Source organism: Allobosea sp. TAB14, assembly GCF_052113865.1.
Classification (GTDB): domain Bacteria; phylum Pseudomonadota; class Alphaproteobacteria; order Rhizobiales; family Beijerinckiaceae; genus Allobosea; species Allobosea spartocytisi.
In genome coordinates this window covers 47,916-74,671 of the sequence record NZ_JBFRDQ010000005.1, presented here as the reverse complement: position 1 = coordinate 74,671, position 26,756 = coordinate 47,916, and the positions used below count along the sequence as shown (strand labels likewise).

At 67.5% G+C, this 26,756-nt stretch carries 22 protein-coding genes and 2 pseudogenes; 10 read left to right on the top strand and 14 right to left on the bottom strand.

Annotation, left to right across the window (positions count from 1 at the left end):
- The 3 genes and pseudogenes from AB4Y99_RS01740 to AB4Y99_RS01730 form a co-directional block, all read right to left on the bottom strand.
- A pseudogene (locus AB4Y99_RS01740) lies at positions 1–554 on the bottom strand (ion transporter); the annotation flags it as partial.
- A 166-nt stretch (positions 555–720) separates the two neighbouring features.
- A complete protein-coding gene (locus tag AB4Y99_RS01735) occupies positions 721–1,350 on the bottom strand; it encodes a class I SAM-dependent methyltransferase (RefSeq protein WP_441522157.1) in 630 nt (209 codons plus the stop codon).
- Between the two features lie 35 nt (positions 1,351–1,385).
- Positions 1,386–2,639 carry a BtaA family protein gene (locus AB4Y99_RS01730; RefSeq protein ID WP_441522154.1) on the bottom strand — a complete coding sequence of 418 codons (1,254 nt, stop codon included), beginning with the start codon at positions 2,637–2,639 and terminating at the stop codon, positions 1,386–1,388.
- 194 nt (positions 2,640–2,833) lie between these two features.
- Here AB4Y99_RS01730 and msrB point away from each other — a divergent pair, with 194 nt between their 5' ends.
- The gene (msrB, locus tag AB4Y99_RS01725; RefSeq protein WP_112763987.1) at positions 2,834–3,274 is read left to right on the top strand and encodes a peptide-methionine (R)-S-oxide reductase MsrB; all 441 of its coding nucleotides are present in this window, start codon (positions 2,834–2,836) and stop codon (positions 3,272–3,274) included.
- Positions 3,275–3,284: 10 nt separating this feature from the next.
- On the opposite strand, the gene AB4Y99_RS01720 is transcribed toward msrB, so the two are convergent.
- The gene (locus AB4Y99_RS01720; protein WP_441522153.1) at positions 3,285–4,802 is read right to left on the bottom strand and encodes an acyl-CoA dehydrogenase family protein; all 1,518 of its coding nucleotides are present in this window, start codon (positions 4,800–4,802) and stop codon (positions 3,285–3,287) included.
- A 115-nt stretch (positions 4,803–4,917) separates the two neighbouring features.
- On the opposite strand from AB4Y99_RS01720, the gene AB4Y99_RS01715 reads away from it, so the two are divergent.
- The 3 genes from AB4Y99_RS01715 (at position 4,918) to AB4Y99_RS01705 (ending at position 8,566) form a co-directional block, all read left to right on the top strand.
- Positions 4,918–7,299: an ATP-dependent helicase gene (locus AB4Y99_RS01715; RefSeq protein ID WP_441522152.1), complete on the top strand. Its 2,382-nt coding sequence runs from the start codon at positions 4,918–4,920 to the stop codon at positions 7,297–7,299.
- A gap of 62 nt (positions 7,300–7,361) precedes the next feature.
- Positions 7,362–7,946, top strand: a complete 585-nt coding sequence (locus tag AB4Y99_RS01710; RefSeq protein WP_112763983.1) for a TetR/AcrR family transcriptional regulator — start codon at positions 7,362–7,364, stop codon at positions 7,944–7,946.
- 134 nt (positions 7,947–8,080) lie between these two features.
- Positions 8,081–8,566, top strand: a complete 486-nt coding sequence (locus AB4Y99_RS01705; RefSeq protein ID WP_191123963.1) for a hypothetical protein — start codon at positions 8,081–8,083, stop codon at positions 8,564–8,566.
- Between the two features lie 36 nt (positions 8,567–8,602).
- Here the strand turns inward: AB4Y99_RS01705 and AB4Y99_RS01700 are convergent, their stop codons facing one another.
- Positions 8,603–9,001 (bottom strand): winged helix-turn-helix transcriptional regulator, encoded by a 399-nt coding sequence (locus AB4Y99_RS01700; RefSeq protein WP_441522156.1) that lies wholly within the window; start codon positions 8,999–9,001, stop codon positions 8,603–8,605.
- Positions 9,002–9,125: 124 nt separating this feature from the next.
- Between AB4Y99_RS01700 and AB4Y99_RS01695 the strand changes: the two genes are divergently transcribed.
- Complete coding sequence (locus tag AB4Y99_RS01695; RefSeq protein ID WP_441522151.1) at positions 9,126–9,881, top strand: SDR family oxidoreductase; 756 nt, start codon at positions 9,126–9,128, stop codon at positions 9,879–9,881.
- Between the two features lie 269 nt (positions 9,882–10,150).
- A complete protein-coding gene (locus AB4Y99_RS01690; RefSeq protein ID WP_113252468.1) occupies positions 10,151–11,098 on the top strand; it encodes a 50S ribosomal protein L11 methyltransferase in 948 nt (315 codons plus the stop codon).
- A 55-nt stretch (positions 11,099–11,153) separates the two neighbouring features.
- Here AB4Y99_RS01690 and AB4Y99_RS01685 read toward each other — a convergent pair whose 3' ends face one another.
- Together AB4Y99_RS01685 and AB4Y99_RS01680 are read right to left on the bottom strand one after the other, a co-directional pair.
- Positions 11,154–11,282: a hypothetical protein gene (locus AB4Y99_RS01685; protein WP_260368406.1), complete on the bottom strand. Its 129-nt coding sequence runs from the start codon at positions 11,280–11,282 to the stop codon at positions 11,154–11,156.
- Between the two features lie 49 nt (positions 11,283–11,331).
- Positions 11,332–11,562, bottom strand: coding sequence for a hypothetical protein (locus AB4Y99_RS01680; protein WP_441522150.1), 231 nt, complete (start codon positions 11,560–11,562; stop codon positions 11,332–11,334).
- Between the two features lie 309 nt (positions 11,563–11,871).
- Here AB4Y99_RS01680 and AB4Y99_RS01675 point away from each other — a divergent pair, with 309 nt between their 5' ends.
- On the top strand, positions 11,872–13,707 hold the full coding sequence (locus AB4Y99_RS01675) for an aminopeptidase P family protein (RefSeq protein WP_441522149.1): 1,836 nt from the start codon (positions 11,872–11,874) through the stop codon (positions 13,705–13,707).
- 214 nt (positions 13,708–13,921) lie between these two features.
- Here the strand turns inward: AB4Y99_RS01675 and AB4Y99_RS01670 are convergent, their stop codons facing one another.
- The 4 genes from AB4Y99_RS01670 to AB4Y99_RS01655 all read right to left on the bottom strand — a co-directional run bounded on the left by AB4Y99_RS01670 (position 13,922) and on the right by AB4Y99_RS01655 (position 17,172).
- A complete protein-coding gene (locus tag AB4Y99_RS01670; protein WP_038358841.1) occupies positions 13,922–14,221 on the bottom strand; it encodes an AzlD family protein in 300 nt (99 codons plus the stop codon).
- Entirely contained in the window at positions 14,218–14,940 is a 723-nt protein-coding gene (locus AB4Y99_RS01665) for an AzlC family ABC transporter permease (RefSeq protein WP_441522148.1), read from the bottom strand. The genes AB4Y99_RS01670 and AB4Y99_RS01665 overlap by 4 nt, the downstream gene beginning before the upstream one ends.
- A 26-nt stretch (positions 14,941–14,966) precedes the next feature.
- A complete protein-coding gene (locus AB4Y99_RS01660) occupies positions 14,967–15,830 on the bottom strand; it encodes an AraC family transcriptional regulator (protein WP_166652988.1) in 864 nt (287 codons plus the stop codon).
- 97 nt (positions 15,831–15,927) lie between these two features.
- Entirely contained in the window at positions 15,928–17,172 is a 1,245-nt protein-coding gene (locus tag AB4Y99_RS01655; RefSeq protein WP_441522147.1) for an MFS transporter, read from the bottom strand.
- Between the two features lie 68 nt (positions 17,173–17,240).
- Between AB4Y99_RS01655 and AB4Y99_RS01650 the strand changes: the two genes are divergently transcribed.
- On the top strand, positions 17,241–18,233 hold the full coding sequence (locus AB4Y99_RS01650) for an AraC family transcriptional regulator (protein WP_112763975.1): 993 nt from the start codon (positions 17,241–17,243) through the stop codon (positions 18,231–18,233).
- A gap of 141 nt (positions 18,234–18,374) precedes the next feature.
- On the opposite strand, the pseudogene ligA reads toward AB4Y99_RS01650, so the two are convergent.
- Positions 18,375–20,466, bottom strand: a pseudogene (gene ligA, locus AB4Y99_RS01645) (NAD-dependent DNA ligase LigA).
- Positions 20,467–20,702: 236 nt separating this feature from the next.
- Between ligA and AB4Y99_RS01640 the strand changes: the two are divergent.
- Positions 20,703–21,494: a DUF2189 domain-containing protein gene (locus AB4Y99_RS01640; protein WP_038358853.1), complete on the top strand. Its 792-nt coding sequence runs from the start codon at positions 20,703–20,705 to the stop codon at positions 21,492–21,494.
- A 397-nt stretch (positions 21,495–21,891) separates the two neighbouring features.
- On the opposite strand, the gene AB4Y99_RS01635 is transcribed toward AB4Y99_RS01640, so the two are convergent.
- Entirely contained in the window at positions 21,892–24,000 is a 2,109-nt protein-coding gene (locus AB4Y99_RS01635) for a DEAD/DEAH box helicase (RefSeq protein ID WP_441522146.1), read from the bottom strand.
- A gap of 231 nt (positions 24,001–24,231) precedes the next feature.
- On the opposite strand from AB4Y99_RS01635, the gene aidB reads away from it, so the two are divergent.
- A complete protein-coding gene (aidB, locus tag AB4Y99_RS01630; RefSeq protein WP_441522145.1) occupies positions 24,232–25,056 on the top strand; it encodes an AidB family quorum-quenching N-acyl homoserine lactonase in 825 nt (274 codons plus the stop codon).
- On the opposite strand, the gene recN is transcribed toward aidB, so the two are convergent.
- Positions 25,057–26,739, bottom strand: a complete 1,683-nt coding sequence (gene recN / locus AB4Y99_RS01625; RefSeq protein ID WP_441522144.1) for a DNA repair protein RecN — start codon at positions 26,737–26,739, stop codon at positions 25,057–25,059. It abuts the gene before it with no gap.
- Between the last annotated feature and the right edge of the window lie 17 nt (positions 26,740–26,756).

The window sequence follows — 26,756 nt, the reverse complement described above, 5'->3', positions numbered from 1 at the left end:
GTAAAGTAGAGCGCATCGACATAGCCCGCCAGGCCGCCGGCTTCGCGGAAGAAGAAGGTGAAGACGAAGCCCGTGACCACGAAGAGAAAGGTCAGGATGTTGATCAGCGCGCGGGCGACGTTCTCCCAGTCGCGGTAGGGAGTCCTGCGCAATTGCGCCCAGATGACCCCCTTCTGTGAAAGCGACCACAGCCGCAGGATGCGCAGAAAGCCGAAATTCTCCAGCCACTGGGGTGCCAGCAGCGTCACCAGAATGAACAGGTCGAGAATGACCGCCGGCTGGCGCAGGAGCCTCGGCATGTTCGAGGACGCCAGGAACCGCGCGGCGATTTCCAGAGCCACGATGACGGCGACCGAATAGTCGATCCAGAGGAACGTCGAGGCGTCCCGCAGGACCGGCGTCGCGATAAAGAAAGCGATGATCAGGAGATCGACGATCGTCACCGCAAGCCGGAAGCGCAGCGCGGTCGGCGAGCGGCCGTGATAGAGCTGGCGCAGCCGGTCTCGGAATGTATCGAACCGGCTCTCGGGCCGTCGGGGATCGGCGCTTTCCATTCCAGGGACGATAGCGGGTCGCGAAGCCAGCCGCCAAGAACCCTCGTCATTGCGCGCGCAGCGCAGCAATCCCGGGGGATTGGGTGGAACGGCTCGGCCCAGCCCCTGGATCGCTTCGTCGCTTCGCTCCTCCCAATGACGCTGGTCCGGCCAGACGCGAAATGCCCTAGCCGCGCTGCATTTCCGCAACCGCATGCACCGCATAGCCGCGATAGGGCGCGCTCACCCGGCAATCGGCCCCGGCCGCTTGCGCCAGCTCGCGCATCACCGCTGGCAGGTCCTCCCGCGGCGCGACATGGAACAGCGCGAGCCAGCGCGACAGCACGTTCTTGAACGCGCTCGGCAAACCGGCCTGGTCGCCGAAATCGACGACATGCAGCGAACCGCCCGGAGCGAGCCGCCGCAGCGCCTCCGCCACCACCGGCTGCCAGGGCGGGATCATCGACAACGCATAGGAAATGACGATGCGGTCGAAGCCCGGCCGCCCGAACAGCGCCTGCGGGTCGAAATCGGTCGCGTCGGCCTGCGCCAGCCTGATCCGGCCGGTGAGCCCGGCGCGCGCGACGGAAGCCCGGGCCGTCGCCAGCATCTCGGCGGAGACGTCGAGCCCATAGCACTCACAGTCCGGATAGCGCCGGGCGATCTTGATCAGGTTGCGCCCGGTGCCGCAGCCGATCTCCAGGATCGACGCATCGGCCGGGGGCGCGAGCCCCTCGATCAGCTGGTCGCGGCCAAGCAGGTAGAATTTGCGGCTGGCGTCGTAGAAGTGACGTTGATGCCGGTAGATCTGGTCCATCAGCCCAGCGGCCGAGCCCGTCTCCCCGACCGCGCTCACGCCACCTGCCCTGGCAGGGTGTAGAGATGGAAGCCGCCATAGATAGCGGAGCGGTCCTGGCGACAGAGATCGCGGCTGCGGGCCTCGTCATAGCGCCATTGGTCGAGGATCGCGGCCGGCACGCGGCCCGGCAGCAATCGCTCATCGGCCGCGGTCCGGAAGATCACCCTTGCGCCCGGCTTGGCCGTGCGCGTGATCTGCGACCACAGCGCCGTGAGGTCGGCATCGTTCATCCAGTCCTGCGCATCGAGCAGCACATAGGCGTCGCAGCTCTTCGCCGGCTGGTCTTCCAGGAAGGCCGTGATCGCGCTCTGGCGATAGCCGACCGCACCGGCCCGGGCCTTCACGGTCTCGAAATTCTGCGGCTGGAGATAGGGTGGCAGCGTCACATCCGCGCTTTCGCCATAGCGGCGCCCGAAGGCCTGCTGCGCGAAATAATTGTCCTTCAGGTCGAAACCGCAGGCGAGGCGCTCGAGCCTGAGCCGCAGCGCGCCGAGGATGCCGTCCTCGCCATCGGCCGCGAGCGCCTTGTACTGCGCCGGCGGAATGCCGAGGCCGTAGAGCGAGGCCGGCTGGCGCACCAGCCAGCGCACCAGCCTGCGCTCGAACATCGGCGCGAGATGGCGGTCGTAAAGCTGCCGCTGCTCAGCGAGATCGCGCGCGGCCAACATCGCGCGGGGATTGCCGCCGAGCAATCGCGCCAGCAGATGGCCGGTGCCGATGAAGCGGCCGAGCAGCCCGTAGCGGTAGAAGCCCTTGGCGAAGAGGTTGATCCGGCGGCGCCCGCCGAGGCCGCGCCCCTCCCAGTAGCCGCGCGAGACAGCGTCGAGATGCGGCGCGATCTCGCCATCGTAGAAGGCGACATTCTCGCGGCGGTCGGCCGCGCCGAAGAAGCGGCGGAAGGTCGAGTAATCCGTCATGCGCCCCAGCGCCGCGAGCTTCAGCCGCCCCAGCGCGATATGGGCACCGTTGAGATCGACCGCGCTGACGCGGATCGGCGCCGCGGTCAGATAGGACAGGACGTTGCAGGAGCCGGACGCGATCGCGACGACATGGTCGTCCGCCTTGAGCGCAAGCGCCGCCATGTCGACGACAGGGTCTTCCCATATCTGCGGATAGACGAGCCCCGAGAAGGCGCGGGTGAACATCCATTCCAGCAGGCCCGCCTTGGAGAGCCGTTTGCTGCGCTGGACCGCTGTGCTGAGGCCCAGCGTTGTCGTCCGCCGAACCGTCCGTGCCGATTGCGTCACTGGTTCCCGCCTCCCCTTTCAAGGTGGCGAGCCGACTAGAGGAGTCGCATGACGGTCCGGTGACGGGGCCCGCGCTGCCGCTATCGTGAAGCAGGGTCCAGCGCCGAGGGGGCTGAAAATCGGCGGCCGAAAAGCCATATTGGGCCGGACCGAGCCGATGGCATCGCGAGCCATCCGCCGAGAAGGAGATCATCATGGGTCTGACGAGCATGTTCGGCGCCGAGAAGAAGCAGGCCGAAACTTTCCCCTTTCAGCTCAGCGATGCCGAATGGCGTGCGCGCCTGACACCCGAGCAGTATCGCATCCTGCGCGGCCACGGCACCGAGCGGGCAGGTTCCTGCGCGCTCAACTACGAGAAGCGCGCCGGCACCTTCTCCTGCGCCGGCTGCGGCCAGAAGCTGTTCAAATCGGGCAAGAAATTCGAGAGTGGCACCGGCTGGCCGAGCTTCGACCAACCGCTGGAAGGTGCGGTCGGCGCCAGCGAGGATCACAGCCACGGCATGCACCGGGTCGAGGTCCACTGCGCCAATTGCGGCGGCCATCTCGGCCACGTTTTCCCGGACGGCCCGCCCCCGACCGGCCTGCGCTACTGCATCAATGGCGAGGCGATGACGTTCGAGCCGGAAGCAGCTTGAGACACATGCGTCATGCCAACAGCAACGAGCCCTGCAGCATCAACGCCAGCTTCTCGGTCAATCGCCGCGCCTGCCCCTCGTTGCGCATCATCTCCGGCAACTCGCCCTCCAGCCGTTTCAGCGCCGCATCGTAGCGCCGGTTCGCGCCCGCAGCCGCCATCAGCTCCGCCCGCAATACATCGACAGCGCCCTCCTCGCGCGCCAGCGAACGCAGCACGTCCAGGCAGATGACATTGCCCGAGCCCTCCCAGATCGCGTTGAGCGGCGCCTCCCTGTAGAGCCGCGCCATCGGGTTCTCCTCGATGAAGCCGTTGCCGCCATGGCATTCCAGCGCCTCGGTGACGACCGCGGGCGCCCGCCGCGTGATCCAGTATTTCGCGATCGGCGCGCCGACCCGCGCGAGCAGCCGCTCGCTCGGGGACTCATCTTGCCGGTCAAGCGCCGCGAACAGCCGGAAGGCGAGCCAAGCCGCGGCTTCCGCCTCGATGGCAATGTCGGCGAGCACGTTCTGCATGATCGGCTGGTCGATCAACGCCTTCTGGAAGGCGCGGCGATGCTGCGCGTGATGCGCCGCCAGCGAGACCGCCATCCGCATCAGCCCGGACGACGCCGCCGCGATGTCGAGCCGCGAATTGTGGTTCATCGACAGGCCCGTGCGGATGCCCCGACCCGGCTCGCCGATGAGATGGCCGATCGCGCCCCTGAACTCGACCTCGGAAGAAGCGTTGGAGCGGTTGCCGACCTTGTCCTTCAAGCGCTGGATCGCGGCGCCGTTGCGCGATCCGTCGGGCAACCAGCCCGGCACGACGAAGCAGGAGATGCCCTCGCCCGTCCGCGCCAATGTCAGGAAGACGTCGGAATGCGGCACCGAGAAGAACCACTTCCGGCCATGCAGCGACCATGTGCCGTCGCGATTGTCCTCGGCCACCGTCTGCGTCTGCCGCAGATCCGAGCCGCCTTGCGTCTCCGTCATCGCCGTGCCGACAGTCGCGCCCGTCTTCAGATGCGCCGGCCCCTGCCGCGGATCGTAGCGGTCGGAGGTGACGAGAGAGCCCCACTGCTCCCAAAGCAGATGGTCCTGTTTCAACACCGGCACGGCCGCATAGGTCATGCTGATCGGGCAGCAGACCCCGCTCTCGGCGCCGTACCAGAGATATTGCAAGGCGGCGCGAGCCACCTGCGCGCCAGGCTCCGGCCGGTTCCAGGCGAGCGCATGGGCCTCCTGCCCGATCGCGAGCCCCATCAATTCGTGCCAGGCCGGGTGGAAGGCGATCTCGTCGACGCGATTGCCGAAGCGGTCGAAGGCCCGGAGTTCCGGGGAGTAGCGATTGGCGAGATAAGCCAGTTCCTGCACACGGGCAGAGCCGACCGTGCGTCCCGCCTCATGAAGCCGGTCTCGCGCCCAATCGGCCCCGAAGGCCGAGACGATGCCGGGCAGCACCGGATCGGCGGCGAAGGCATCGTAACCAGCCAGCACCGGCACCTGATTGCTGACCTCCCAGCGTTCCGCTCCGCCCTGTCCGGTCATTGCTGCCACCTCCCTGTGGAACGGGATATAAAATGATCGCTCCGGCAGGGCGCAATCCTGACAGCGACGCCCTATATTCGCCGGAGAACGAATCACGCACGAGCAGCGCACACCCTTGTCCGATACTGACGCCTTTTCCGCTCCCCTGCCCCGCCCCGGCGGGCTGGCCGCGCGCGCCGCGGCACAGCCGGCGGCCGGCTATCTCGCAGGGCTGAACCCGGAGCAGCGCCAGGCGGTCGAGGCAACGGACGGCCCGGTCCTGGTGCTGGCCGGCGCCGGCACCGGCAAGACCCGCGTGCTCACCACCCGTATCGGCCATCTGATCTCGACCAGCCGCGCCTATCCTTCCCAGATCCTCGCCGTCACCTTCACCAACAAGGCGGCGCGCGAGATGAAGGAGCGTGTCGCCCATCTCGTCGGCCCGGTCGCCGAGGGTATGCCCTGGCTCGGCACCTTCCACTCGATCTCGGCCAAGCTGCTGCGCCGCCATGCCGAATTGCTCGACCTGCGCAGCGACTTCACCATCCTCGACACCGACGACCAGATCCGCCTGATGAAGCAGGTGATCCAGGCCGAGGGCATCGACGAGAARCGCTGGCCCGGCCGSATGCTGGCGGGCTTCATCGAYAGCTGGAAGAACCGCGGSCTCTCCCCCAAGGACGTTCCCGCCGGCGAGGCCGCCGTCTTCGCCAACGGCAAGGGCGGCAAGCTCTATGCCGCCTATCAGGAGCGGCTGAAGGCGCTGAACGCCGTCGATTTCGGCGACCTCTTGCTACACTGCCTGACGCTGTTCCGCGACTATCCGGACGTGCTCCAGACCTATCACGACCGCTTCCGCTACATCCTCGTCGACGAGTACCAGGACACCAACACGGCACAGTATCTCTGGCTGCGCCTGCTGGCCCAGGGCCGCCGCAACATCTGCTGCGTCGGCGACGACGACCAGTCGATCTATGGCTGGCGCGGGGCCGAGGTCGACAACATCCTACGCTTCGAGCACGATTTTCCCGGCGCGACCGTGATCCGGCTGGAGCGCAACTATCGCTCGACCGGCCATATCCTCGCCACCGCCTCCAAGCTGATCGCCCGCAACGAAGGCCGCCTCGGCAAGACCTTGCGCACCGAGGACGCGCTCGGCGAGAAGGTCACCATCACCGGCGCCTGGGACAGCCAGGAGGAGGCCCGCCTGATCTCCGATGAGATCGAGGCGATGCAATCGAAGAAGCACAACCTCGCCGAGGTCGCGGTACTCGTGCGCATCTCCGCCCAGATGCGCGAGATCGAGGAGCGCTTCGTCCAGGCCGGCGTGCCCTACCGCGTCATCGGCGGCCCGCGCTTCTACGAGCGCGCCGAAATCCGTGACGCGCTGGCCTATCTGCGCTGCGTGGTCTCACCGACCGACGACCTCGCTTTCGAGCGCATCGTCAACGTGCCCAAGCGCGGCCTCGGCGACGCCACCGTCCAGCTCCTGCACAACCATGCCCGCGCCACCGGCTTCTCGCTGATGCAGTCGGCCCGCGCCGCGGTCGAGAGCGACGAACTGAAGCCCAAGGCCCGCACCGCTTTGCGCGAGCTGGTCGATGCCTTCGGCCGCTGGTCGGCCCGCGCCGAGCATATACCGCAGGGCGAGCTCGCCGAGCTCGTGCTGGAAGAGTCCGGCTACACCGAGATGTGGAAGAAGGATCGCTCGGCCGATGCCGCCGGGCGGCTGGAAAACCTCAAGGAACTCGTCCGCTCGCTCGACGAATTCCCCGACCTGCCGGCCTTCCTCGAACACGTCTCGCTGGTGATGGATGTCGGGGACGGCGAGGCCGAGGCCCGCGTCTCGATCATGACGCTGCACGCCGCCAAGGGTCTGGAATTCGACACGGTCTTCCTGCCCGGCTGGGAGGAAGGGCTGTTCCCGAACCAGCGCGCGCTCGACGAGAGCGGCCGCGCCGGGCTGGAAGAGGAGCGCCGCCTCGCCCATGTCGGCCTCACCCGCGCCCGCAAGAAGCTGAAGCTCTATTTCGCCTCGAACCGCCGCATCCACGGCCTCTGGCAGACCAGCCTGCCCTCCCGCTTCATCGACGAATTGCCGGAGGAGCATGTCGAGGTCGAGCAGGCCCCGACCAGCTATTCGCAGGGCGGCTACGGCGCCTCGCGCTTCGACCGGATGGAGAGCTTCGGCTCCAGCTACAACACGCCGGGCTGGCAGCGCGCGCAGGAGAACCGAGCGAAGAACAGCGGCGGCGGCAGCGGCTTCTCGGAAAGCGGTCGCGGCTTTGGCTCAGGCGGCTTCGGCGGCTCGTCGCGCCAGCGCGGCCCACTGCTGATCGAGGGCGAGCTGACGGCGAAATCATCCGGCGAATCCGCCTATGGCGAGGGCGCCCGCGTCTTCCACGTCAAGTTCGGCCCCGGCTCCGTCGCCAGCGTCGATGGCAACAAGCTCACCGTCGATTTCGACAAGGCCGGGCGGAAGATGGTGCTGGACTCATTCGTGCAGAAGGCGGGGTGATTCCTCCCCGCCCGGGAGCGACGCCGCCTTGACGATCTACTTACTAGTAGGTAGAAAACCGCATGGCCGCTTCGGGAACGACATCCGACGAAATCCTGCGTTGTGCCCGCTCCCTGCTGATCGAGGGCGGATATAACGGGTTCAGCTATGCCGACATCGCGAAGGTAGTCGGCATTCGCAATGCGAGCATTCACCACCACTTCCCCAGCAAATCCGACCTCGTCCGCACGCTCGTCGCACGATACCGGGAAGAGGCGGAGGCTGGGATTGCCGCTCTCGAACGCCAACTCCCTGACCCAGCCCAGCAATTGCGCGCCTATACGGGCTATTGGGAGGCCTGCATCGCCGATGCGAGCGCTCCATTCTGCCTCTGCGCGCTCCTCGCGAGCCAAATCCCRGTGCTTCCGCAGGAGATCGTCGTCGAGGTGCGCGCCCATTTCCGGGCTCTGTCCGCCTGGTTGACCTCGGTTCTCGAACGCGGTGCCAAGCAGGGCAGCCTGCGTTTCGCAGGCACGAGCAAGGCCGAGGCGGAAGCCTTCATGGCCAGCGTGCACGGCGCGATGCTCTCGGCCCGCGCCTATGGTGACCCCAAAATATTCGGCGTCATCACACACCCGCTGTTGGAGCGCCTCACAACACGACACTGAAGCCAACCGCCCCGGGCGGCGCAAGGCCGCGCGCTGAAGCCTACCGATTAGTAGATAGACATGACTTTCCATTCCCCGTCGCCATCGCGTTCTGACGCACGAGCAACCTCACCTCCCCATGAAAAGGGCACTCCATGTTCGGCATTTCATCTCTCGGCTGGGTGCATACGCTGGGCAGCCTGCCGGCCATTCCGGCGGCGGCTTACATGTTCACGGTCCATGGCCGGATCGTGCCGCGCTCGAAAGCGGGCGCGGTATATTTTGTTGCGATGCTGATCGGCGCAGCGACGGTTTTCCTCGTCGCGCATCAGCCCGTCAGTTACGGCGTCGGCGCAGTCACGCTCGTACTGCTCATCGTTGGCTATAGCGTCGGCCGCTTACCGATCTCCGGACGGGTCGCGACATACGTCGAAACAATCGCTCTCAGCCTGACGGCCTTCCTGCTCATGCTGCCGACCGTGACCGAAATCCTGCGTCGCGTCCCGGACGGCCACCCATTCGTCACCGACCTGAAATCCCCGCTCCTTCTCGGCGCGCAGGGCAGCATTCTCGCCGCACTCGTTATCGGATTGACCGTCCAGATCATCTCCCTGCGCAGGCAAGGCAAGACCGCCGCGTGAAGTCCCCGGCGATCCGGCAGCGCCGAGGCGAGGGCCTTACGCCCCGCCCTCCCGCTCGCGAAAAGCCTTCCGCGCCGCCGAAACCTCGGCATAATACGTCTCGGCCCAGACCCAGACGCCGCAGAAGGCGGCGCTGAGCTCTCGCCCCAGCTCGGTCAGCGTGTAATCGACATGGGGCGGGATCACCGGATGGACGGTGCGGATGACGAGCCCGTCCCGTTCCATCTCGCGCAGCGTCTTGGTCAGCATCTTCTGGCTGATGCCGCCGACCATGCGCCCGATCTCGGTGAAGCGCAGCGTGCCGTGCTCCTCGAGCGCCTCCAGCACCAGCATGGTCCATTTGTCCGCCACCTGCGCGATCACCTGGCGCACCAGCGACTCCACCGCCGGGCTCACCGGCGGCAGCGCGTTGCTTCGGGCGTGCATCGCGCCCATGGCGCTTCGGATCGCCTGCATCCCACACTCTCCTTTTAGTGCGTATGGCACTTTCTGGCGCCTTCTTTCTTTTGAAGAGTACCGATGCCACCTCGTGAAGCGCAACCATTCAGAGGGCTTTGCGATGAACATCTCCGGAAACACCATCCTGATCACCGGCGGCGGCTCGGGCATCGGCCGCGCGCTGGCCGAGGCCCTTCACGCCAGGGGCAATCAGATCATCATTGCCGGGCGTCGCGAAGGCGTGCTCGATGAGGTCACCGCCGCGAAGCCCGGCATGGCCTCGATGCTGCTCGACATCCAGGACAAGGCCGATATCGAGGCCTTCGCCCGGCAAGTCGTCGAGCGATTTCCCAAGCTCAATGCCGTCCTCAACAATGCCGGCATCATGAAGCCGGAGAACGTACCGGCCGCCGACAATCTCGCCATCGCCGAAGAGACGATCGCGACCAACCTGCTTGGCCCGATCCGGCTGACGACGGCGCTGCTGCCGCATTTCCTGAAGCAACCGCGCGCCACCATCCTGACTGTTTCGTCCGGCCTCGCCTTCGTGCCGCTGGCGGTGACCCCGACCTATAGCGCGACCAAGGCCGCGATCCATTCCTGGTCGATCGGCCTGCGCGAGCAGCTCAAGCACACGTCGGTCGAGGTCATCGAGATCGCACCGCCCTATGTGCAGACCGAACTGATGGGCGCACAGCAGGCGGTCGACCCCGCCGCGATGCCGCTCGCCGATTTCACCAGCGAGATGATGACGATCCTCGAAACGCAGCCAGCGGCCGGCGAAGTCATCGTCGAACGCTGCAAGCCTCTGCGCTATGCCGAGGCGACCGGCAGTTTCGCGCAGGTCTTCGCCGGGCTGAACGCACAGCACGGCTGATTGAGGCATTTCATGAAAAGGCGCGGGATCCTCTCTCCTGTAAGGAGAGGGGTAGGGGTGAGGTGTAGGCCCCTGGACCAGTCCGGCGCGCCCTCACCACGGCTGCGGTGAGTTTCGGCAAACCTCAACGGCCTACCCCTCACCCTGCCCTCTCCCTCCGGGAGAGGGTTCCCCGCGCTATCCGAACTTATTCTTGAGCGCGCGCTCTTCACGCCGCCCGCGGCGCTACCCCGCATGACAACCCCGCCGCCCCCTGCTAATGCCACCGCATGCGCGAAGGCCTTCTGCCAGCGACGGTCGCGACCGTCTTCGAACTCTCCACCTCGGGCGAGAAGGCCCGGGCTCTGACCGAATTGCTCGGCGAGATCTTCGATCCGACCGAGACCGCGATCTCGGCCTTCGAGATCGAGGAAGGCGTCACCACGCTTTCGCTGAACGCGCCGTGGAAGGTCGAGATCTATTTCGCCAGCCATCCGGACGAAGCGGCGGTGCGCGACCTGCTCAGGCCGATCGTCGGCGATCTCGTCGACGAGACCCCGTTCAGCACCGTGAATACGCAGGACTGGGTGGCCAACAGCCTCGACGGGCTGAAGCCCGTGCGCGCCGGCCGCGTCCTCGTCCATGGCGCGCATGATCGGGATGTCGTGCGCATCAACGACGTATCGATCGAGATCGAGGCGGCACTCGCCTTCGGCACCGGCCATCACGGCACCACCGCCGGCTGCCTGCTGGCTCTGGATGCCGAGTTGAAGAAGCGCCGCCCGCGCCACGGGCTCGATGTCGGCACCGGCACGGGCATCCTGGCGCTGGCGCTCGCCAAGCAGATCAAGCGCAAGGTCGTTGCCGGCGACATCGACGCGATCGCGGTCGAGGTCTCCGCCCATAACGCCCGCCTCAACCACGCGCCGCACGCGCTCGATCTCTATGTCGCGCCGGGCCTGCGCCATGCCAAGGCGAACCGCACAGGCCATTTCGACCTGATCTTCGCCAACATCCTCGCCTGGCCGCTGAAGCGCCTCGCCCCCTCGATCGCCCGGGCCCTGTCACCGGACGGGACGCTCATCCTGTCGGGGCTGCTCGCGATGGATGTCGCCGGCGTGGCCTCGGCCTACCGGCACCAGGGCATCTACCTCGTCAGCCAATCGCTGCGCGAAGGCTGGGCGACGCTGACCATGAAAAAAGGCGGCGCAGCCCCGAGGCCCCGCCGCCCTGCCTGACCTCCGGCGCCACGGGCTTCAGGAGCCCGGCGGCGCGCGGTCGTCAGCGTCGATCTCAGAAGTCGATACGGCCGTATTTGGCCTCGGCCTCAGCCTGCAGGCTGCGGGCGTCATGCCAGACGGCGACGGCGAACTTCGCCGCATCGGCGATCTGTTCGGCAACATGCCTGATGAGGGCGATCATGCTGTGGCTCCGTTCGGTTGCGGCGCAAACCCCAAGGCGCGCCGAAGATTCAGCGATTGAAAGGCAGCGACCCGTCGTTGGACAGGCTCGCGAACGGAATGCCGCCGAGCACGATCCCCGCCTCATCGATGAGAAGATTGCGGGCCCGCAGCTCGCGAGCCGCCGAGCGCATGCGGCTTTCGATCATCGCGGCGTGGAGCCGGCGCAGCAGGCCGGGCTTTTCCGAGCGCGTCGTCGTCCCGGCCACCACGGGCACGGGCAATACGTCGGCATTGTTCAACACGTAGGTCATGGGTCCATCTCCGAAAAACGAAGGACAGTCCCGGTCGCTTCCTCGTTCTCTTATGCGACTAAAATGGGCTCATTTCGCACTTGCGAGAAGATGTGTTCGCATATGCGAGATATGCACAAAACGCATGCAACAAGTCCGATCTCGTTAATATTTGCGTAGATTGCATAACGAAATGGCACAATGCGGATCGGCGAGGCAGCGCGGTCCTACGGAAGAGGCATCGCCACGCCGACGCATTTGCACTGGTGCTTTCGCCGATGGAGCGCGACGATGGCGCACGCTATGCCGGACCCCGCCATGACCGAATCGATCATCCCGACCTGCCGCTTCCAGTCCTTCACCGAGCCGAGCGACCCGGCGCAGGTCGCCGGCCGTGTCGCCGCGCTGCGGCTGGCCCTGGCCGCGCAAGGCCTCGATGGCTTCATCGTGCCGCGCGCCGACGAGCACCAGGGCGAATATGTGCCGGGCCATATGGCCCGCCTCGCCTGGCTGACCGGTTTCACCGGCTCCGCCGGCAATGCCGTGGTGCTGGCCGAGAAGGCGGCGCTGATCGTCGACGGGCGCTACACCATCCAGTCGGCCGAGCAGACCGATACCGAGGTCGTCACGCCCGTCCGCATGGAAGAGACACCGCTGGAGCGCTGGATCGAGCAGAACCTGCCGGCTGGGGGCAAGCTCGGCTACGATCCCTGGCTTCACACCACCGATGGCGTCGCGAAGCTGGAAAAGGCCGTCGCGGCCGCCGGCGGCACGCTCGTTCCCGTCGCGAGAAACCCGATCGACGCGCTCTGGAGCGACCGCCCTGCCCCGCCGGCCGCCCCCGTCAAGGCGCATCGCGCCGATTATGCCGGCGAGGACACGGCTTCCAAGCTCGCCCGCATCCAGAAGGCGCTGGCCGAGGCCAAGGTCGATGCGCTCGTCGTCTCAGACCCGCATGCGCTGGCCTGGACCTTCAACATCCGCGGCGGCGATGTCGAGCACACGCCTTTACCGCTAGGTTACGCCATCGTGCCGCGCGAAGGCCGCCCGACCGTCTTCCTCGCGCCCGAAAAGATCACCAACGAGGCCGGCGATGCCATCGGCGCGGTCGGCGAGATCGCGCCGCCGGCCGAACTCGAGCGGCAGTTGCAGAAGCTCGGCGCCGCCAAGGCCAAGGTCAGGCTCGATGCTTCGACCGCCGCCTCGGCGCTGGCGACGCTCATCCGCGAGGCCGGCGGCACGCCCGATGCCGGCGCCGACCCSATCGCCYTGATGAAGGCCCGCAAGAACGCGGCGGAACTCGCCGGCAGCCGCGCCGCCCATCTGCGCGACGGCGCGGTGATGACGAACTACCTGTCCTGGCTGGCGCGTGAGGCGCCGAAGGGCAGCCTCACCGAGATCGACGCAGTCGCGGCGCTGGAAAACGAGCGGCTGAAAACCGGCCTGCTCAAGGACGTCTCCTTCACCACCATCGCCGGCGCCGGCCCCAATGCGGCACTGCCGCATTATCGCGTCACGGCATCCAGCAACCGGCGCATCGAGCCCGGCATCTTCCTGGTCGATTCCGGCGGCCAATATGAAGACGGCACCACCGACATCACCCGCACCATCGCCGTCGGCGAGCCCACCGCCGAGATGCGCGACCGCTATACCCGCGTGCTCAAGGGCCATGTCGCGATTTCCCGGCTGGTCTTCGTCAAGGGCACTTCGGGTGCGCAGCTCGACGCCTTCGCGCGGCTGCCGCTCTGGCAGGGCGGCTTCGATTTCGACCATGGCACCGGCCATGGCGTGGGCAGCTATCTCTCGGTGCATGRGGGACCACAGCGCCTCTCCAAGCTCGGCACCACGCCGCTGGAGCCGGGCATGATCCTCTCCAACGAGCCCGGCTACTATAAGGAAGGCCATTACGGCATCCGCATCGAGAACCTGATCGTCGTCGAGGAGCGCCATATCCCCGGCGCCGAGCGCACAATCTACGGCTTCGAGACGATCACCTGGTGCCCCTATGAGCGGGCGCTGATTGAGAAGAACATGCTCGACAACGGCGAGATCGCCTGGATCGACGACTACCACGCCAAGGTCTGGGAAAAGCTTTCGCCGCTGGTCGCAGGCGAGGCGAAGGAATGGCTGGAGGCGGCCTGCCGGCCGTTGTAATCGGCTCCGTCATTCTCGGGCGAAGCACAGCTTCGACCCGAGAATCTCCAAACCGGCAGAGCGTCATTCCGGACAAGCCGCGAAGCGGCGCCGATCCGGAAGCCATCGGAGTGCTCAGCACCCTATGATGGATTCCGGGTCTCCCTTCGGTCGCCCGGAATGACGAAGCGGGTCCTGAGATGCTCGGGTCAAGCCCGAGCATGACGGCGGTGGATCAGATCACCATGCGGAATCCGACCACCGCAACCACGCCAACAGCCACCACTCCGAGCAGCGGCAGCCGCGTCGCGGCCAGCGCCGTGATCGCCGCCGCCGCCGTCTCGGCCCAGCCGGTGGCAAGCGCGCTGGGCGCGATCACCGCGATCAGCACGGCGGGCGGGATCGCATCGAAGGCCGCCTGCGCGCGCGGCGAGAGGTTGAGCCGCCCGACGAGCGCAAGCCCCGCCACCCGGGTCGCATAGGTCACGATCGCCATGCCGAGGAAGGCGAGGAGATTGATCGGATCGACACTCACGCCTCGGCCTCCTCGATCGCCACATTCCGTACCCGAGGCTCGCTGCCCGCAGCGAGCCAGGCCGCCAGCAGGCCAAAGACCGCCCCCGCAGCGACATGCCAGGGCGGGCCAGCCAACCGATAGGTGACGGCCGAAGCGATGCCGGCGGCGGTCACCGTCCAGAAGGTCACCCGCCCCTTCCAGAAGGCGGCGACGAGGGCGATGAACAGCGCCGTGAAGGCGAAATCGGCGCCGAGCCGCTTGGGATCGCCCAGCACTGCCCCGATCATCGCGCCGAGCGTCGAGTTGATCAGCCAACCCGAAACGAAGGGGATGACCATCGCGAACCAATAGGCCGGCGTCAGGCGATGGGTGCGAGCACGCTTCTCGGCCAGCGCCCAATTCTCATCGGCCATGTAGTAGAGCCCGAGGAATTTCTGCCCGCGGCTGAAGCCCTGCAGCTTGGGCGCGAGCGAAGCGCCCATCAGCACATGGCGGGCATTGATCAGCAGCGTCGAGAAGACCAGCGCGGCGACCGGCGCCGGGTTCGCCCAGAGCTCGATCGCGGCGAATTGCGCGCCACCGGCGAAGACCATGATGCTCATCAGGAAGACTTCGAACGGCGACAGCCCYTTGCTCGCCGCCACCGCCCCGAAGAGCAGGCCGATCGGCGCTGCTGCCACCGCGGCCGGCCAGATATCGCTCAGGCCGCGCCTGATATCGTCGCGCATCGTGGACATGGAGGTTTTCTTTCGAAGAGCCGGCTTCAGCCGGCATGCGCCGCCCGGAAGGCCCCGGGCGTGACGCCGAAGCGGGCCTTGAAGGCACGCGTCAGATGTGGCTGGTCGCAGAAGCCGGTCGCCGCTGCGACATCGCCCGGCATCTCGCCGCGCCGCAGCCGCTCGCGCGCACGCCTGACACGGACATCGACGAGATAGGCGTGAGGGGTGAGCCCGGTTTCCCGCCGGAAAGCGCGGATCAGGTGATGGCGCGGCAGGCCGGTCAGGCGCGCCAGATCGGCCAGCGACAGATCTTCCTCGTAGCGCGCCTCGAACAATTCGCGCGCCTTGGCGACAGGCCCCTCCTCCGCACCGACGGCCCGAACCGTCAGATCGGCATGATGGGCCAGGCAATGCGCATAGAAACGCAGCAGCATCTCCTCGCCCGCCAGCAGGTCCTTGCCATCCTCGATCGCGCGATGCGCGACGGCGAAGAGCGCAGCGCCTTCCGCATCCTCGACGAGAGGCTCCGGAAAGAACGGCGTCCCGGTCGTCTCACGGCCGCTGAGCGAAGCCGCGACCTCGCGCATCAACCCGGTCTCGGGATAGGTCATGCGATAGCTGTAGCCAGGCCCATAGGGCTCGCCGTCATGGGTTTCCAGCGGATTGACGAAGGTGATCAGCCCCGGCCGCGCATAGTACCGCGCGCCACGCACACGGAAGGTCTCGCAGCCGGCCTCGATGGTGCCGATCACATAGCTTTCATGCTGGTGCGGCGCATAGGCATGGCGGCGGAAGGTCGCCGCGAGACAATCCAGCCCGCCGAAACGCTCGGCCGGAAACAGCTTCGCCCGCTCGCCGGCGACGAGCGGTTCGAGGCAGAGTGTCTCGCCCTGTGTGACTGCTTCCATGGCGCCAGCATAAACCCTCCCGCTGCGCCGCTGTCTTGAAGAAAAGTGATCGGGCACATCACGCGCCCGATCTGTTTCGTTGCCGCGAGACAGAGCCTCAGATGGCGTGGGCGGCGGCTTTGCCCCCGACCCGCTCGGGACTCTTGGCACCGAGCAGCAGCACGCCGAGCCCGCCGACCAAGGTCGCTATCGTGGCATAGGCGATGACGCCCAGCGTCCCGAAGCCATCGACCAGAAGCCCGCCGAAGACCGCGCCGCTCGCGATCGCGACCTGGAAGGCGGCGACGAGCAGGCCGCCGGCCGATTCGGCTTCCTCCTCCGGCGCGACGCGGACCAGCCAGGTCTGGAAGCCGACCGGCAGTGCGCCGAAAGCGAAGCCCCAGAGACCGACGGCGACGGCCGAGGCAATCGGCGACGTGCCGGCGAACAGAAGGCTTCCACCCATCAGCGCGATCAACAGCGCGCCGAAGATCACCGAAGCCTTGGCGCTGCGGGCGGTGATCGCCCCGCCGAGGAAGTTCCCAAAGAAGCCACCAACGCCATAGGCCAGCAGCACCAGCGAGATCGCCTCGACCGACAGCTTCGGAATCTGTTCGAGGAACGGGCGGACATAGGTGAAACCGGCGAAATGCCCGGAAATCACCACGACGATGCCCACCAGCACCAGTGCGATGCTCGGCTGGCCGAGCAGGCGGAACAGCGTGCGGATATCGGGCGAACCGCGAGCCGGCAGACGGGGCAGCACGGCCATCTGGATCACCAGCGTCGCGACGCCGACCAGCGCCGCGAGCCAGAACACGACGCGCCAGCCCATGAGATTGCCGACATAGGCGCCGATCGGCGCCGCACTGACGGTCGCGATCGAAACGCCGGTGAAGATCAGCGACATCGCCTTGGGCAAGGCGCTTGGCGGCACGAGCCGCATCGCCGTCGCCGCAACCATCGACCAGAAGGCACCGAGCCCGATGCCGAGCAGGACGCGGGCGAAGAGCAGCGTCGGCAGATTGGTTGCGACGGCGGCGAGCGCGYTCGACAGGATCAGCAGGCCGGTCAGCGACCAGATCACGATGCGCCGGTCGACGCCGCGCGTCACGATGGCCGCCGCAAGGCCGGCGATGGCGCCGACCACGGCGGTGGCGGTCACGGCCTGCCCGGCGGCGCCGACCGAGACGCCGATGTCGGCGGCCATCGGCGTCAGCAGGCTGGCGGGCAGGAACTCGGCCGTGACAAGGCCGAAGACGCCGAAGGTCAGCGAGACGATCGCCGCCCAGGCCGGTTTTCCGCGCACATCCTCGATGGGTTCATCGAGGTCGAGCGCGGTGACGGAAAGGGAATCTGACATGGGAGTCTCCATGAGGAGGCCGGAAGATGGGCGTGGCCCTCTGGAGTTTCCATGCTATATTGTCTGGAATGAATGACCTTTCGTCCAAATATGTTGCATCGCACTCTGCCGACCATCTCACCGAGATGTTGCGCGGGCTCAGGCTCGACGGCGTCGACTACAGCCGCTGCCAGATGGCCTCGCCCTGGGCCATCGCCTTCCCGCCTTGCCGCGCCGCGCGCTTCTACTTCATTGCCCAGCGCGGCTGCTGGCTGAAGATGCCGACAGGCGACTGGTTGGAGCTGCGCGACGGCGACGCCTTGCTCCTCCCGCGTGGCGGCGCGCATGTGCTGGCGAGCGCGCCGGCTGTGACGCCCTCGCCGCCTTGCGACTGCGCGGTGAAGCAGCATTGTGGCGATATCACCGAACTCGAGGGCGGCGGCAGCGGCAGCGAACACATGCTGCTCTTCAGCGGCAGCATGACCTTCAACGTCGATGCCGACCATCCGCTGCTGCGGCTGATGCCCGACGTGATGCGGATGTATGATTTCGCCGCCAACGAGCCAGGCATACCGCATCTGCTCGAGGCGATGGGCCGCGAGGTCTGCATGGACCGCGTCGGCGCCGGCGGCATCCTCGCCCGGCTCGCGGACGTCATCGCCGCCACCATCATCCGCGGCTGGGTCGAGAACGGCTGCGGCGAGGACAAGGGCTGGATCGCGGCGGCGCGCTGCCCGCAGATCGGCCGGGTGCTGGCGGCGATCCATGCCCATCCTGAAGCGGACTGGACGGTGGAAAGCCTCGCCGAACTGATGGGCGCCTCGCGCTCCGGCTTCGCCGAGCGCTTCGCCAGCGTGGTGGGCGAGACGCCGGCCCGCTATGTCGCCCAGGTCCGCATGCATCAGGCCCGGCAATGGCTGGCGCGGGACAGGATGCGCATCGCCGTGGTGGCGCAGCGGCTCGGCTATGAATCGGAAGCCTCGTTCAGCCGCGCCTTCAAGCGCATCACCGGCTCGGCCCCGAGCCAGGTGCGGGCAGCGGGCGCCCCGCCGCCGGCGATCTTCACGGCGGCGGCTGAGTAGTCGGCGGGCGATCCAGTCTCCGTCATGCTCGCCCTTGTGGCGAGCATCCACGCCTTGAACACGACCTTCGACCAGCGAGGACGTGGATGGTCGGGACAAGCCCGACCATGATGGGACGCGTTACGGTCATTGATTTCGGGCTCAGGCTCCGCCGCCTCCACCGATCAGCTCGAACCAGCCGGCTTCGTCGATCACCTCGACGCCGTGCTTGGCGGCGTCCTTGAGCTTCGAGCCGGCGCCCGGCCCCGCGACCAGCAGATCGGTCTTCGACGACACCGAGCCGGCCACCTTCGCGCCGAGTCGCTCCGCCATCGCCTTGGCCTCGTCGCGCGTCATCCGCTCCAGCGCGCCGGTGAAGACCACCGTCTTGCCGGCGACCGGGCTCGTCGTGGCGACAGCCTCCAGCGGCTGCGGCCGGACCTGCTCCAGCAAGCGGTCGAGCAGGTCCTGATTGTGCGGCTCGCCGAAGAACTGCAGCAGCGCCTCGACCACGGTCGGGCCAACGCCGTCGATGGCATCGAGTTCCTGCCGTTGCGGCGAGGCCGGATCGGCCGCGGCGGCAAGCGTCTCGCGCAGGGTCTCGAAGGAACCGTAGTTGCGGGCCAGAAGCCGCGCATTGGTCTCGCCGACATGACGGATACCGAGCCCGAACAGGAGGCGATTGAGCGGCGGCGTCCGCGCTGCCTCGATCGCCTCGAACAGCTTCTTCGCGCTGACCGCGCCGAAACCTTCCTTGTCCTTGAGCTTCTTGAAATTGGCCTCGTCGCGCCGGGCGAGCGTGAAGATGTCGGCCGGCTCCTTCACCGGCAGATCGGGGTCGCTGTGGAAGAACTCGATCTGCTTGTCACCGAGCCCGTCGATGTCGAGCGCATGAGCGCGGATTATGCTCGCGCACGGCATGGCTGCCGCAGGCCGGGCAGAGCGTCGGGAACTCGTACGGCTTGGAATCCGCCGGCCGCTTCGACAGATCCACGGCCTCGACGCGTGGGATGACGTCGCCGGCCCGCTTCACCGTCACCGTGTCGCCGATGCGGATATCGGTGCCGTCGCGGATCGGCAGCCCCTTGGAATCGAAGCCCTTGATGTAGTCCTCGTTGTGCAGCGTCGCGTTCGTCACCACGACGCCGCCGACCGTGACCGGCTTCAGCCGCGCCACCGGCGAGAGCGCGCCGGTACGACCGACCTGAATGTCGATGGCCTCCAGGATCGTGGTCGCCAGCTCCGCCGGGAATTTATGCGCGATCGCCCAGCGCGGCGCCCGCGAGACGAAGCCGAGGCGCGCCTGCAAGGCGAGATCGTCGACCTTGTAAACCACCCCGTCGATATCGTARCCGAGCGTGGCGCGCTGGCTCTCGATCAGCCGGTACTGCGCGACCAGCTCGGCGACGCTCTCGCAGCGCTTCATCAGCGGGTTGGTGCGAAAGCCCCAGCGCTTGAAGGCCTCGACCACGCCCATCTGGGTCGGCGCCGGCAGCACCGGCATCTCGCCCCAGGCATAGGCGAAGAAGCGCAGGGGTCGCGAGGCCGTGACGCTGACATCCAGTTGCCGCAGCGAGCCGGCGGCGGCGTTGCGCGGATTGGCGAATTCGGGCAGCCCCTTCTCGCGCTGACGCTCGTTGATCCCCGCGAAATCGGCATGGCCGAGATAGACCTCGCCACGCACCTCGGCGATCTCCGGCACATCCGGCCCGGCGAGCGCCCCGGGAATTTCGGAAATGGTGCGTGCATTGACGGTGACGTCTTCGCCTTCCTCACCGTCGCCGCGCGTCGCCGCCGCGACCAGCTCGCCCTTCTCGTAGCGCAGCGAGAGCGAGAGCCCGTCGATCTTCGGCTCGGCGGTGAAGGCGATGCCGCCCGCCTCTTCCTTGCGGCCGAGGAAGCGATAGACGCGCTGGGCGAACTCCGCGACGGCCTCGTCCGAGAAGGCATTGTCGAGCGAGAGCATCGGCACGCGATGCCGGATCTTGGCGAATTTGCCTGATGGCCTGGCGCCGACCTTGCTGCTGACGCCGCCGCTCTCCTTCAGCTCGGGAAAGGCCTCCTCCAGCGCCACGAGCCGGCGACGCTTCGCGTCATAGGCGGCGTCGTCCATGATCGGCTGGTCTTCCTGGAAATAGGCATCATTCGCCGCCTGCACCTCGGCGGCGAGCCGTTTGTGTTCGAGCTTCGCCCGCCGYAGCGTCAGCTCGGCGACAGGCGTTTCGGAAGGGGCGTTGTCGTCTGTGTCGCTCATGCGGGAAGCATTAGGCGAGAAGGCGCTGTCGAGAAAGGGCAGCAGCGGCGTCGGCGGCCGTCACCATCTCCGAACCCTTCCTCACGTCACATCCGCGCGACGGCTTGCAACAAAACCCGCTTCGGCGTGTATTATCCGTGAACTGGGAATTGGAAGCTCGACGCCTGAAGGCCGTTGACGCCAAGGAACATGTCGACGGCTTTTTGGCAAACCGGGCCGGAACCGGGAGATACGCCATGGCCAATCTTGACGGCACCGTTCATCACCTCGGCAGAGCGGTGGAGCCACATGTCCACACCATCACGACGATGGATCTGCGCGATGCACTCTGGCGCGGCTGGGAGGATTTCAAGGCGCAGCCGAGCCATCTCGTCTTCGTCGCGCTGATCTATCCGGTCGCCGGCGTGCTGCTCGCGCAGCTCACCGTCACCTACAACATCTTCCCCCTGCTCTTCCCGCTGCTCGGCGGCTTCGCCCTGCTCGGCCCCTTCGCGGCGATCGGTCTCTACGAGATCAGCCGGCGCCGCGAGCAAGGGCAGGATTCGTCCTGGCGCCATGCCTTCGACGTGCTGCAATCGCCGGCGATCGGGCAGATCGTGYTGCTCGGCGTGTTGCTGACCGGGCTCTTCCTTGCCTGGCTCGCCTGCGCCTGGCTGATCTACCGCGCCCAGCTCGGCCTGCCCGCCGATGTCTCGACGGCGGATTTCCTGCGCGCCACCTTCACCACCTTCGACGGCTGGATCATGATCATCGTCGGCAATTCGGTCGGCCTGCTCTTCGCCATCCTCGCCTTCTCGATCTCGGTGGTGGCCTTCCCGCTCATCATCGACCGCCATGTCGACATGCCGACGGCGGTCCGCACCTCGATCGCGGCGGTCGAGGCCAATCCGCGCGTGATGATGTATTGGGGCCTGATCGTCACCGGGCTTCTGGTGCTCGGCTGCCTGCCCGTGCTGGTCGGCCTCATCGTGGTGATGCCGGTTCTCGGCCACGCGACCTGGCATCTCTACCGCAAGGTGGTGGCCTGAGCGGTCGGCCGTCCGACGCCTATGGGGCGGGAACACGACGCGTCATCCCGGGCGTGCCGCCTTTGGCGGCGCCGATCCGGGATTCATGCCGGAGCCTTTCCGATCAAGGTTCAGGCGTGGATCCCGGATCTCCGCTTCGCTTCGTCCGGGATGACGCGCGTTTCGTGACCGTGGCTCCCGATTTTCCAGCGGGAACCTTTCACCCCTGAATACGGTTCATTTCCGTAGATCGGGCCTCACGGCCCACTTCAGTCAGGGGGCTTTCGTGAACAATATCATCTACCTCGTCGGCCTGATCGTCGTCGTCCTCGCCATCCTCTCCTTCCTCGGCCTGCGCTGAGCGGAGAGGTGCCGCCGGGGCTGAACGAGCCAGCCCCGTTGCGGGCGATGATGGCGATCAGCCGCGATCGTCGCGCCGGGGCTTCTTGCTCTTGAACGGCTTGCCGGCCGGCCCGCGCGCACCGGGCCCATCGTTCCTGACTCCGCCGGGCTTCCCAGAGAAAGCGGGCTTCTTGCCGGCATAGGGTTTTCCGCCATGCGGCTTGCCGGTCTCCGACCAGGGTGYGCGCGGCTCCGCCGACGGATCGCGGTCGCTGCGGACGGGATCGTAGGATTTCGATCCGCCGAAGGACTTGCCCGCTGCGGGCTTGCCGGCGAACGGCCTATCCGCGAAGGGTTTGCCCTTGCCCTCATAAGGCTTTTTGGCGAACGGCTTCTTCTCATAGCCACGCGCCTCGCGAGGCTCCCCGGCCACGCCTTCGTCTCGCGCCTTGCGCTGATAGGGGGCCGGAGCATGGCTCGCCTTCTCGGCGAAGGGCTTCGCAGGACGGCGCTCGTCCTCGCCCGTCACAGGCTCGATCATGACCTTGTCACGATCCACCGCCTTGGCGAGCTCGTAGAAGCGCTCCGCCACATCGGCGTCGATCTCGACCTTGGTCTCGCGGTCGAAAATGCGGATCGCGCCGACCTCGTCGCGCGTGATCTTGCCGCGCCGGCACAGCATCGGCAGCAACTGGCGCGGATCGGCGCCGTCCCTGCGCCCGACATTGAGACGGAACCAGACCGTGTCGCCACGCGGGCCGCCCTTGCGCGGCCCGTCGGCGCGGGGGCTGTCCTCGCGTCCGGCGGCGAAGCGCTCGCGCGGCGTCGCGTAATCGTCATGGCTGCGCGCCGGCCGGCGCTCGTCGCGGCCGAAGCCGGGATCGCCCGCCTCCTCGGCCGCCGGCAGGCGCGAACGATAGAGCCTGACCAGCGCCGCCGCGATCTCGCGCGCCTCGCGGCCGGCCATCAGCGCCTCGACCATGCCGGCATCATCCTCGCCCTCGTCGCCCGAGAGCATCGGATCCTTGAGCAGCCGCTCCTGATCGAGCGCGCGAATCTCCTCCGGCGTCGGCGGGCCGATCCACTCGGCCTCGACCTTGCCTTCCATCAGCAGCCGCTCGGCCTTGCGCCGGCGTGACTGCGGCACCAGCACGACGCTGGTGCCCTTCTTGCCGGCGCGCCCGGTCCGGCCCGAACGATGCTGCATCACCTCGGCGTCGTTGGGCAGTTCGGCATGGATGACGAGGTCGAGCCCCGGCAGGTCGATGCCGCGCGCGGCGACGTCGGTCGCGACGCAGACCCGTGCCCGCCCGTCGCGCAGCGCCTGCAGGGCGGCATTGCGCTCGTTCTGGCCGAGCTCTCCCGACAGGGCGACGGCGGCGAAGCCGCGCTCAAGCAGAATGGCTTCGAGATGGCGCACGGCATTGCGCGTGTTGCAGAAGACCAGCGCCACCGGCGCGTCGTGGAACCGCAGCAGGTTGACGACCGCGAGCTCCGCCTCCTTGGGATAAACGCGCACGGCCTTGTAGGCGATGTCGGCATGGCCGCGCCGCGCCGCTTCCACCTCGATGCGCAGCGCATCGTGCTGGTAGCTCTGCGCGAGCTGGACGATGGCCTTCGGGAAGGTCGCCGAGAACAGCAGGCTGCGGCGCCCCTCGGGGGTCGTCTTCAGGATGAATTCGAGATCGTCGCGGAAGCCGAGATCGAGCATCTCGTCGGCCTCGTCGAGCACCACGGCCTTGAGCGCCGAGACGTCGAGACGGCGACGCTCGATATGGTCGCGCAGGCGGCCGGGCGTGCCGACGACGATATGTGCGCCCTCGTCGAGCAGCATCGCCTCGCGGCGCGGGTCCATGCCGCCGACGCAGGAGATCACCCGCGCTCCCGCATGTTCGTAGAGCCAGGCCAGTTCCCGCTGCACCTGGAGGGCCAGTTCGCGGGTCGGCGCGATGATCAGTGCGAGGGGCGCTGCGGCCCGGCCGAGCTTTTCGCCGTCGCCCAGCAGGGTCTCGCCGATGGCAAGCCCGTAGGCGATGGTCTTGCCTGAGCCGGTCTGCGAGGAAACCAGCAGGTCGCGGCCGCGCGCGGCCTCCTCCAGCACGGCGTTCTGCACCGGCGTCGGTTCGGAGTAATTGCGTTCGGCGAGCGCACGCGCGAGCGGCGGGCTCGTGAGGGAGAAGGACATGTGGAAGGCCTAAATCTGAGGCTCGAAACGCGAGAGGTCGCGAAACTGGGGGTGACGGGAAAGCGGCGCGGACAGCACCTGCAAGCCGTCAATCGAAAACGGCTCATAAAGCAAGACGCGCCAAAAGGAAATGGAGGATTCGCGCGCCCGGTGCAGGGCTGCTCCCTGCCGGGCAACATTGCCGCCCCCCGGTGCCGGCGGCTAGGCCAGCATCGGACAGGAGACACTGCGATGAGTGCGCAAGCCCACCGTTTCGGCGGATACGACGTCATCACCTTGCTCGACGGCATTTTCGAAGCGCCGTCGGACGTCATGATCCATCAGGCCGGCGAGGCCGCCCGCGACGAGGCCATCGCCCGCTTTGGCAAGCCCAAAATCAGCATCGACGTGAACTGCTTCGTGCTGCGCGGCAAGGACGGCATCACCCTCGTCGACGCCGGCACCGGCTCCGCCTGGGGTCCGGCGCTCGGCCATGCGCGCACCGCGCTGGTYGCCGCCGGCATCCAGCCGGAGGAGGTCGATCGCGTCCTGATCACTCATCTCCATGGCGACCACGCGCTTGGTCTGTTCGATGGCGAACAGCCCTGGCTGCCACGAGCCGAAATCATCGTTCCGCAGGCCGATCTCGGCTATTACGGCGACGAGGCGAAGCGGGCCGGCACGCCGGACAACAAGCGCGGCGCCTTCGACATCACCGCGACCTTGCAGCGCCTCTATGCCGGCCGCATCCGGCCGGCAGCGCCCGGCGAGGTCCTTCCCGGCATCGAACTGATCGCGCTGCCTGGCCACAGCTTCGGGCATAGTGGCTACCTCATCGGCGATGAAGCGCGCGCCCTGCTGCTCTGGGGCGACGCCCTGCATCTGGCCGAGGAGCAGGCCGCCGATCCCGATCTCGGAATCGTCTACGATCTCGACGCGGCGCAGGCCGCCCGCTCGCGCCGCACGATTCTGGAGCGTGCTGCGGCGACAGGCTGGACCGTCTCGGGCGGGCATGTCACCGGCTTCCGGCAGGTCAGGCGGCAAGGAGCCGGCTTCAAGCTCGTACCGGCCGGCTGATCAGCCGCGCAGGCCCGCCGCCTCGAGCAGGCGCCCTGCCGCAGCCCGCGCCTCCTCGGTGATCGAGGCGCCGGCGAGCATCCGGGCGATTTCCTCGCGCCGGGTCTGGTCGACGAGCGCGGTGACGCGGGTGACGGTGCGCGAAGCCTCGCCTTCCTCCGCCGATTTCGCGATCAGGAAATGCTGCCCGGCCTTGGCCGCGACCTGCGGCGCATGGGTCACCGAGATCACCTGGACCCGGTCGGCGAGCCGTGCCAGCCGCTCGCCGATGGCATCCGCCACCGCCCCGCCGACACCGGTGTCGATCTCGTCGAAGACGAGCGTCGGCGCCGAGCCGCGTTCCGCCAGCACCACCTTCAGCGCCAGCATGAAGCGCGACAGCTCGCCGCCGGAGGCCACCTTCATCATCGGCCCCGGCCGCGTGCCCGGATTGGTCTCGACCCAGAACTCGACGCGGTCGAAACCCTCCGGTCCGCGGGCGCTCTCGTCACTCTCGATGCGGGTGATGAAGCGGGCGCGTTCCAGCTTGAGCGGCGGCAACTCCGCCTTCACCGCCGAATCGAGCCGCGCGGCAGCCGTCTTCCGGGCCTCCGACAGCGCCTTGGCCTGCTTGGTGAAACCGTCCTCCGCCTGCCTCACCTCCGCCTCGAGCCGGCCGAGCGAGGTTTCGCTCTCGTCCAGCGCCGCGAGGTCGCTCGCCATGGTCGCCGCGAGCACGGACAAGCCATCGACCGGCACATCGTATTTGCGCCCGGCCGCCCGCAGCGCGAAGAGCCGTTCCTCGAYSCGCTCCTGCTCGCGCGGATCGTAYTCCGCCGCGCGCATCGCAGCCCCGAGCGCCTCGCCGGCCTCTTCCAGCGCGACGATGGCGGTATTGAGCGCGGCGAGCGAGGGATCGACCAGCTCCGGCGCCTGCCCGGCCCGGCGTTCGAGCCGGCGCAGCACCGCCGCGAGCATCGGCACGGGCGAGCCCTGGCCGCCGACCGCCTCATAGGCTTCGTTGAGATCGCGCGCGACCTTCTCGGCCTGCATCATCGTCTGGCGCGTGGCGGCGAGTTCGTCCTCCTCGCCGGGCTTCGGCGCGAGCTTGCCGAGCTCCTCGACCGCATGGCGCAGGAAATCGGCCTCCTTGCGCGCGGCCTCGACGCGCAGGCGCTGGGCCTGCAAGGCCTGCCGTGCCCGCTTCAGCGTTTCGCTGGCCTGGGCGACAGCCTGCGCCTGCTCCTCCAGCCCGCCGAAACCGTCGAGCAGCGCCCGGTGCTGCGCCGGGTCGGTCAGCGCCCGGTCGTCGTGCTGGCCGTGGATCTCGACGATCGCCGCGCCGACCATGCGCAGGATCTGAACCGAAACCGGCTGGTCATTGATGAAAGCGCGGGTGCGCCCATCGGCATATTGCACGCGCCGCAGGATCAGATCGCCGTCGGTATCGATCTCCTGCGCCTGCGCGAGCTTGCGCGCCTCATGCGCGAGCGGCAGGTCGAAGACGGCGCTGACCTGCCCTTGCGCCTCGCCATGGCGCACGAGCGATCCGTCGCCGCGCCCGCCGAGCGCCAGCGCGAAACCGTCGAGCAGGATCGACTTGCCCGCGCCGGTTTCGCCGGTGAGCACGCTCAGCCCGTCATGGAAGCTTAGATCGAGCCTGTCGATCAGGACGATGTCACGGATGGAGAGCTGCGCCAGCATGGGCGTTCAGCGCGCGT

What these genes read in the sequence shown, in the direction of transcription:
- AB4Y99_RS01735 (WP_441522157.1), bottom strand. Translation starts at nt 1,350, where the DNA reads ATGGACCAGATCTACCGGCATCAACGTCACTTCTACGACGCCAGCCGC.
- msrB (WP_112763987.1), top strand. Translation starts at nt 2,834, where the DNA reads ATGGGTCTGACGAGCATGTTCGGCGCCGAGAAGAAGCAGGCCGAAACT.
- AB4Y99_RS01720 (WP_441522153.1), bottom strand. Translation starts at nt 4,802, where the DNA reads ATGACCGGACAGGGCGGAGCGGAACGCTGGGAGGTCAGCAATCAGGTG.
- AB4Y99_RS01705 (WP_191123963.1), top strand. Translation starts at nt 8,081, where the DNA reads ATGTTCGGCATTTCATCTCTCGGCTGGGTGCATACGCTGGGCAGCCTG.
- AB4Y99_RS01700 (WP_441522156.1), bottom strand. Translation starts at nt 9,001, where the DNA reads ATGGGCGCGATGCACGCCCGAAGCAACGCGCTGCCGCCGGTGAGCCCG.
- AB4Y99_RS01695 (WP_441522151.1), top strand. Translation starts at nt 9,126, where the DNA reads ATGAACATCTCCGGAAACACCATCCTGATCACCGGCGGCGGCTCGGGC.
- AB4Y99_RS01690 (WP_113252468.1), top strand. Translation starts at nt 10,151, where the DNA reads ATGCGCGAAGGCCTTCTGCCAGCGACGGTCGCGACCGTCTTCGAACTC.
- AB4Y99_RS01685 (WP_260368406.1), bottom strand. Translation starts at nt 11,282, where the DNA reads ATGATCGCCCTCATCAGGCATGTTGCCGAACAGATCGCCGATGCGGCG.
- AB4Y99_RS01660 (WP_166652988.1), bottom strand. Translation starts at nt 15,830, where the DNA reads ATGGAAGCAGTCACACAGGGCGAGACACTCTGCCTCGAACCGCTCGTC.
- AB4Y99_RS01650 (WP_112763975.1), top strand. Translation starts at nt 17,241, where the DNA reads ATGAATGACCTTTCGTCCAAATATGTTGCATCGCACTCTGCCGACCAT.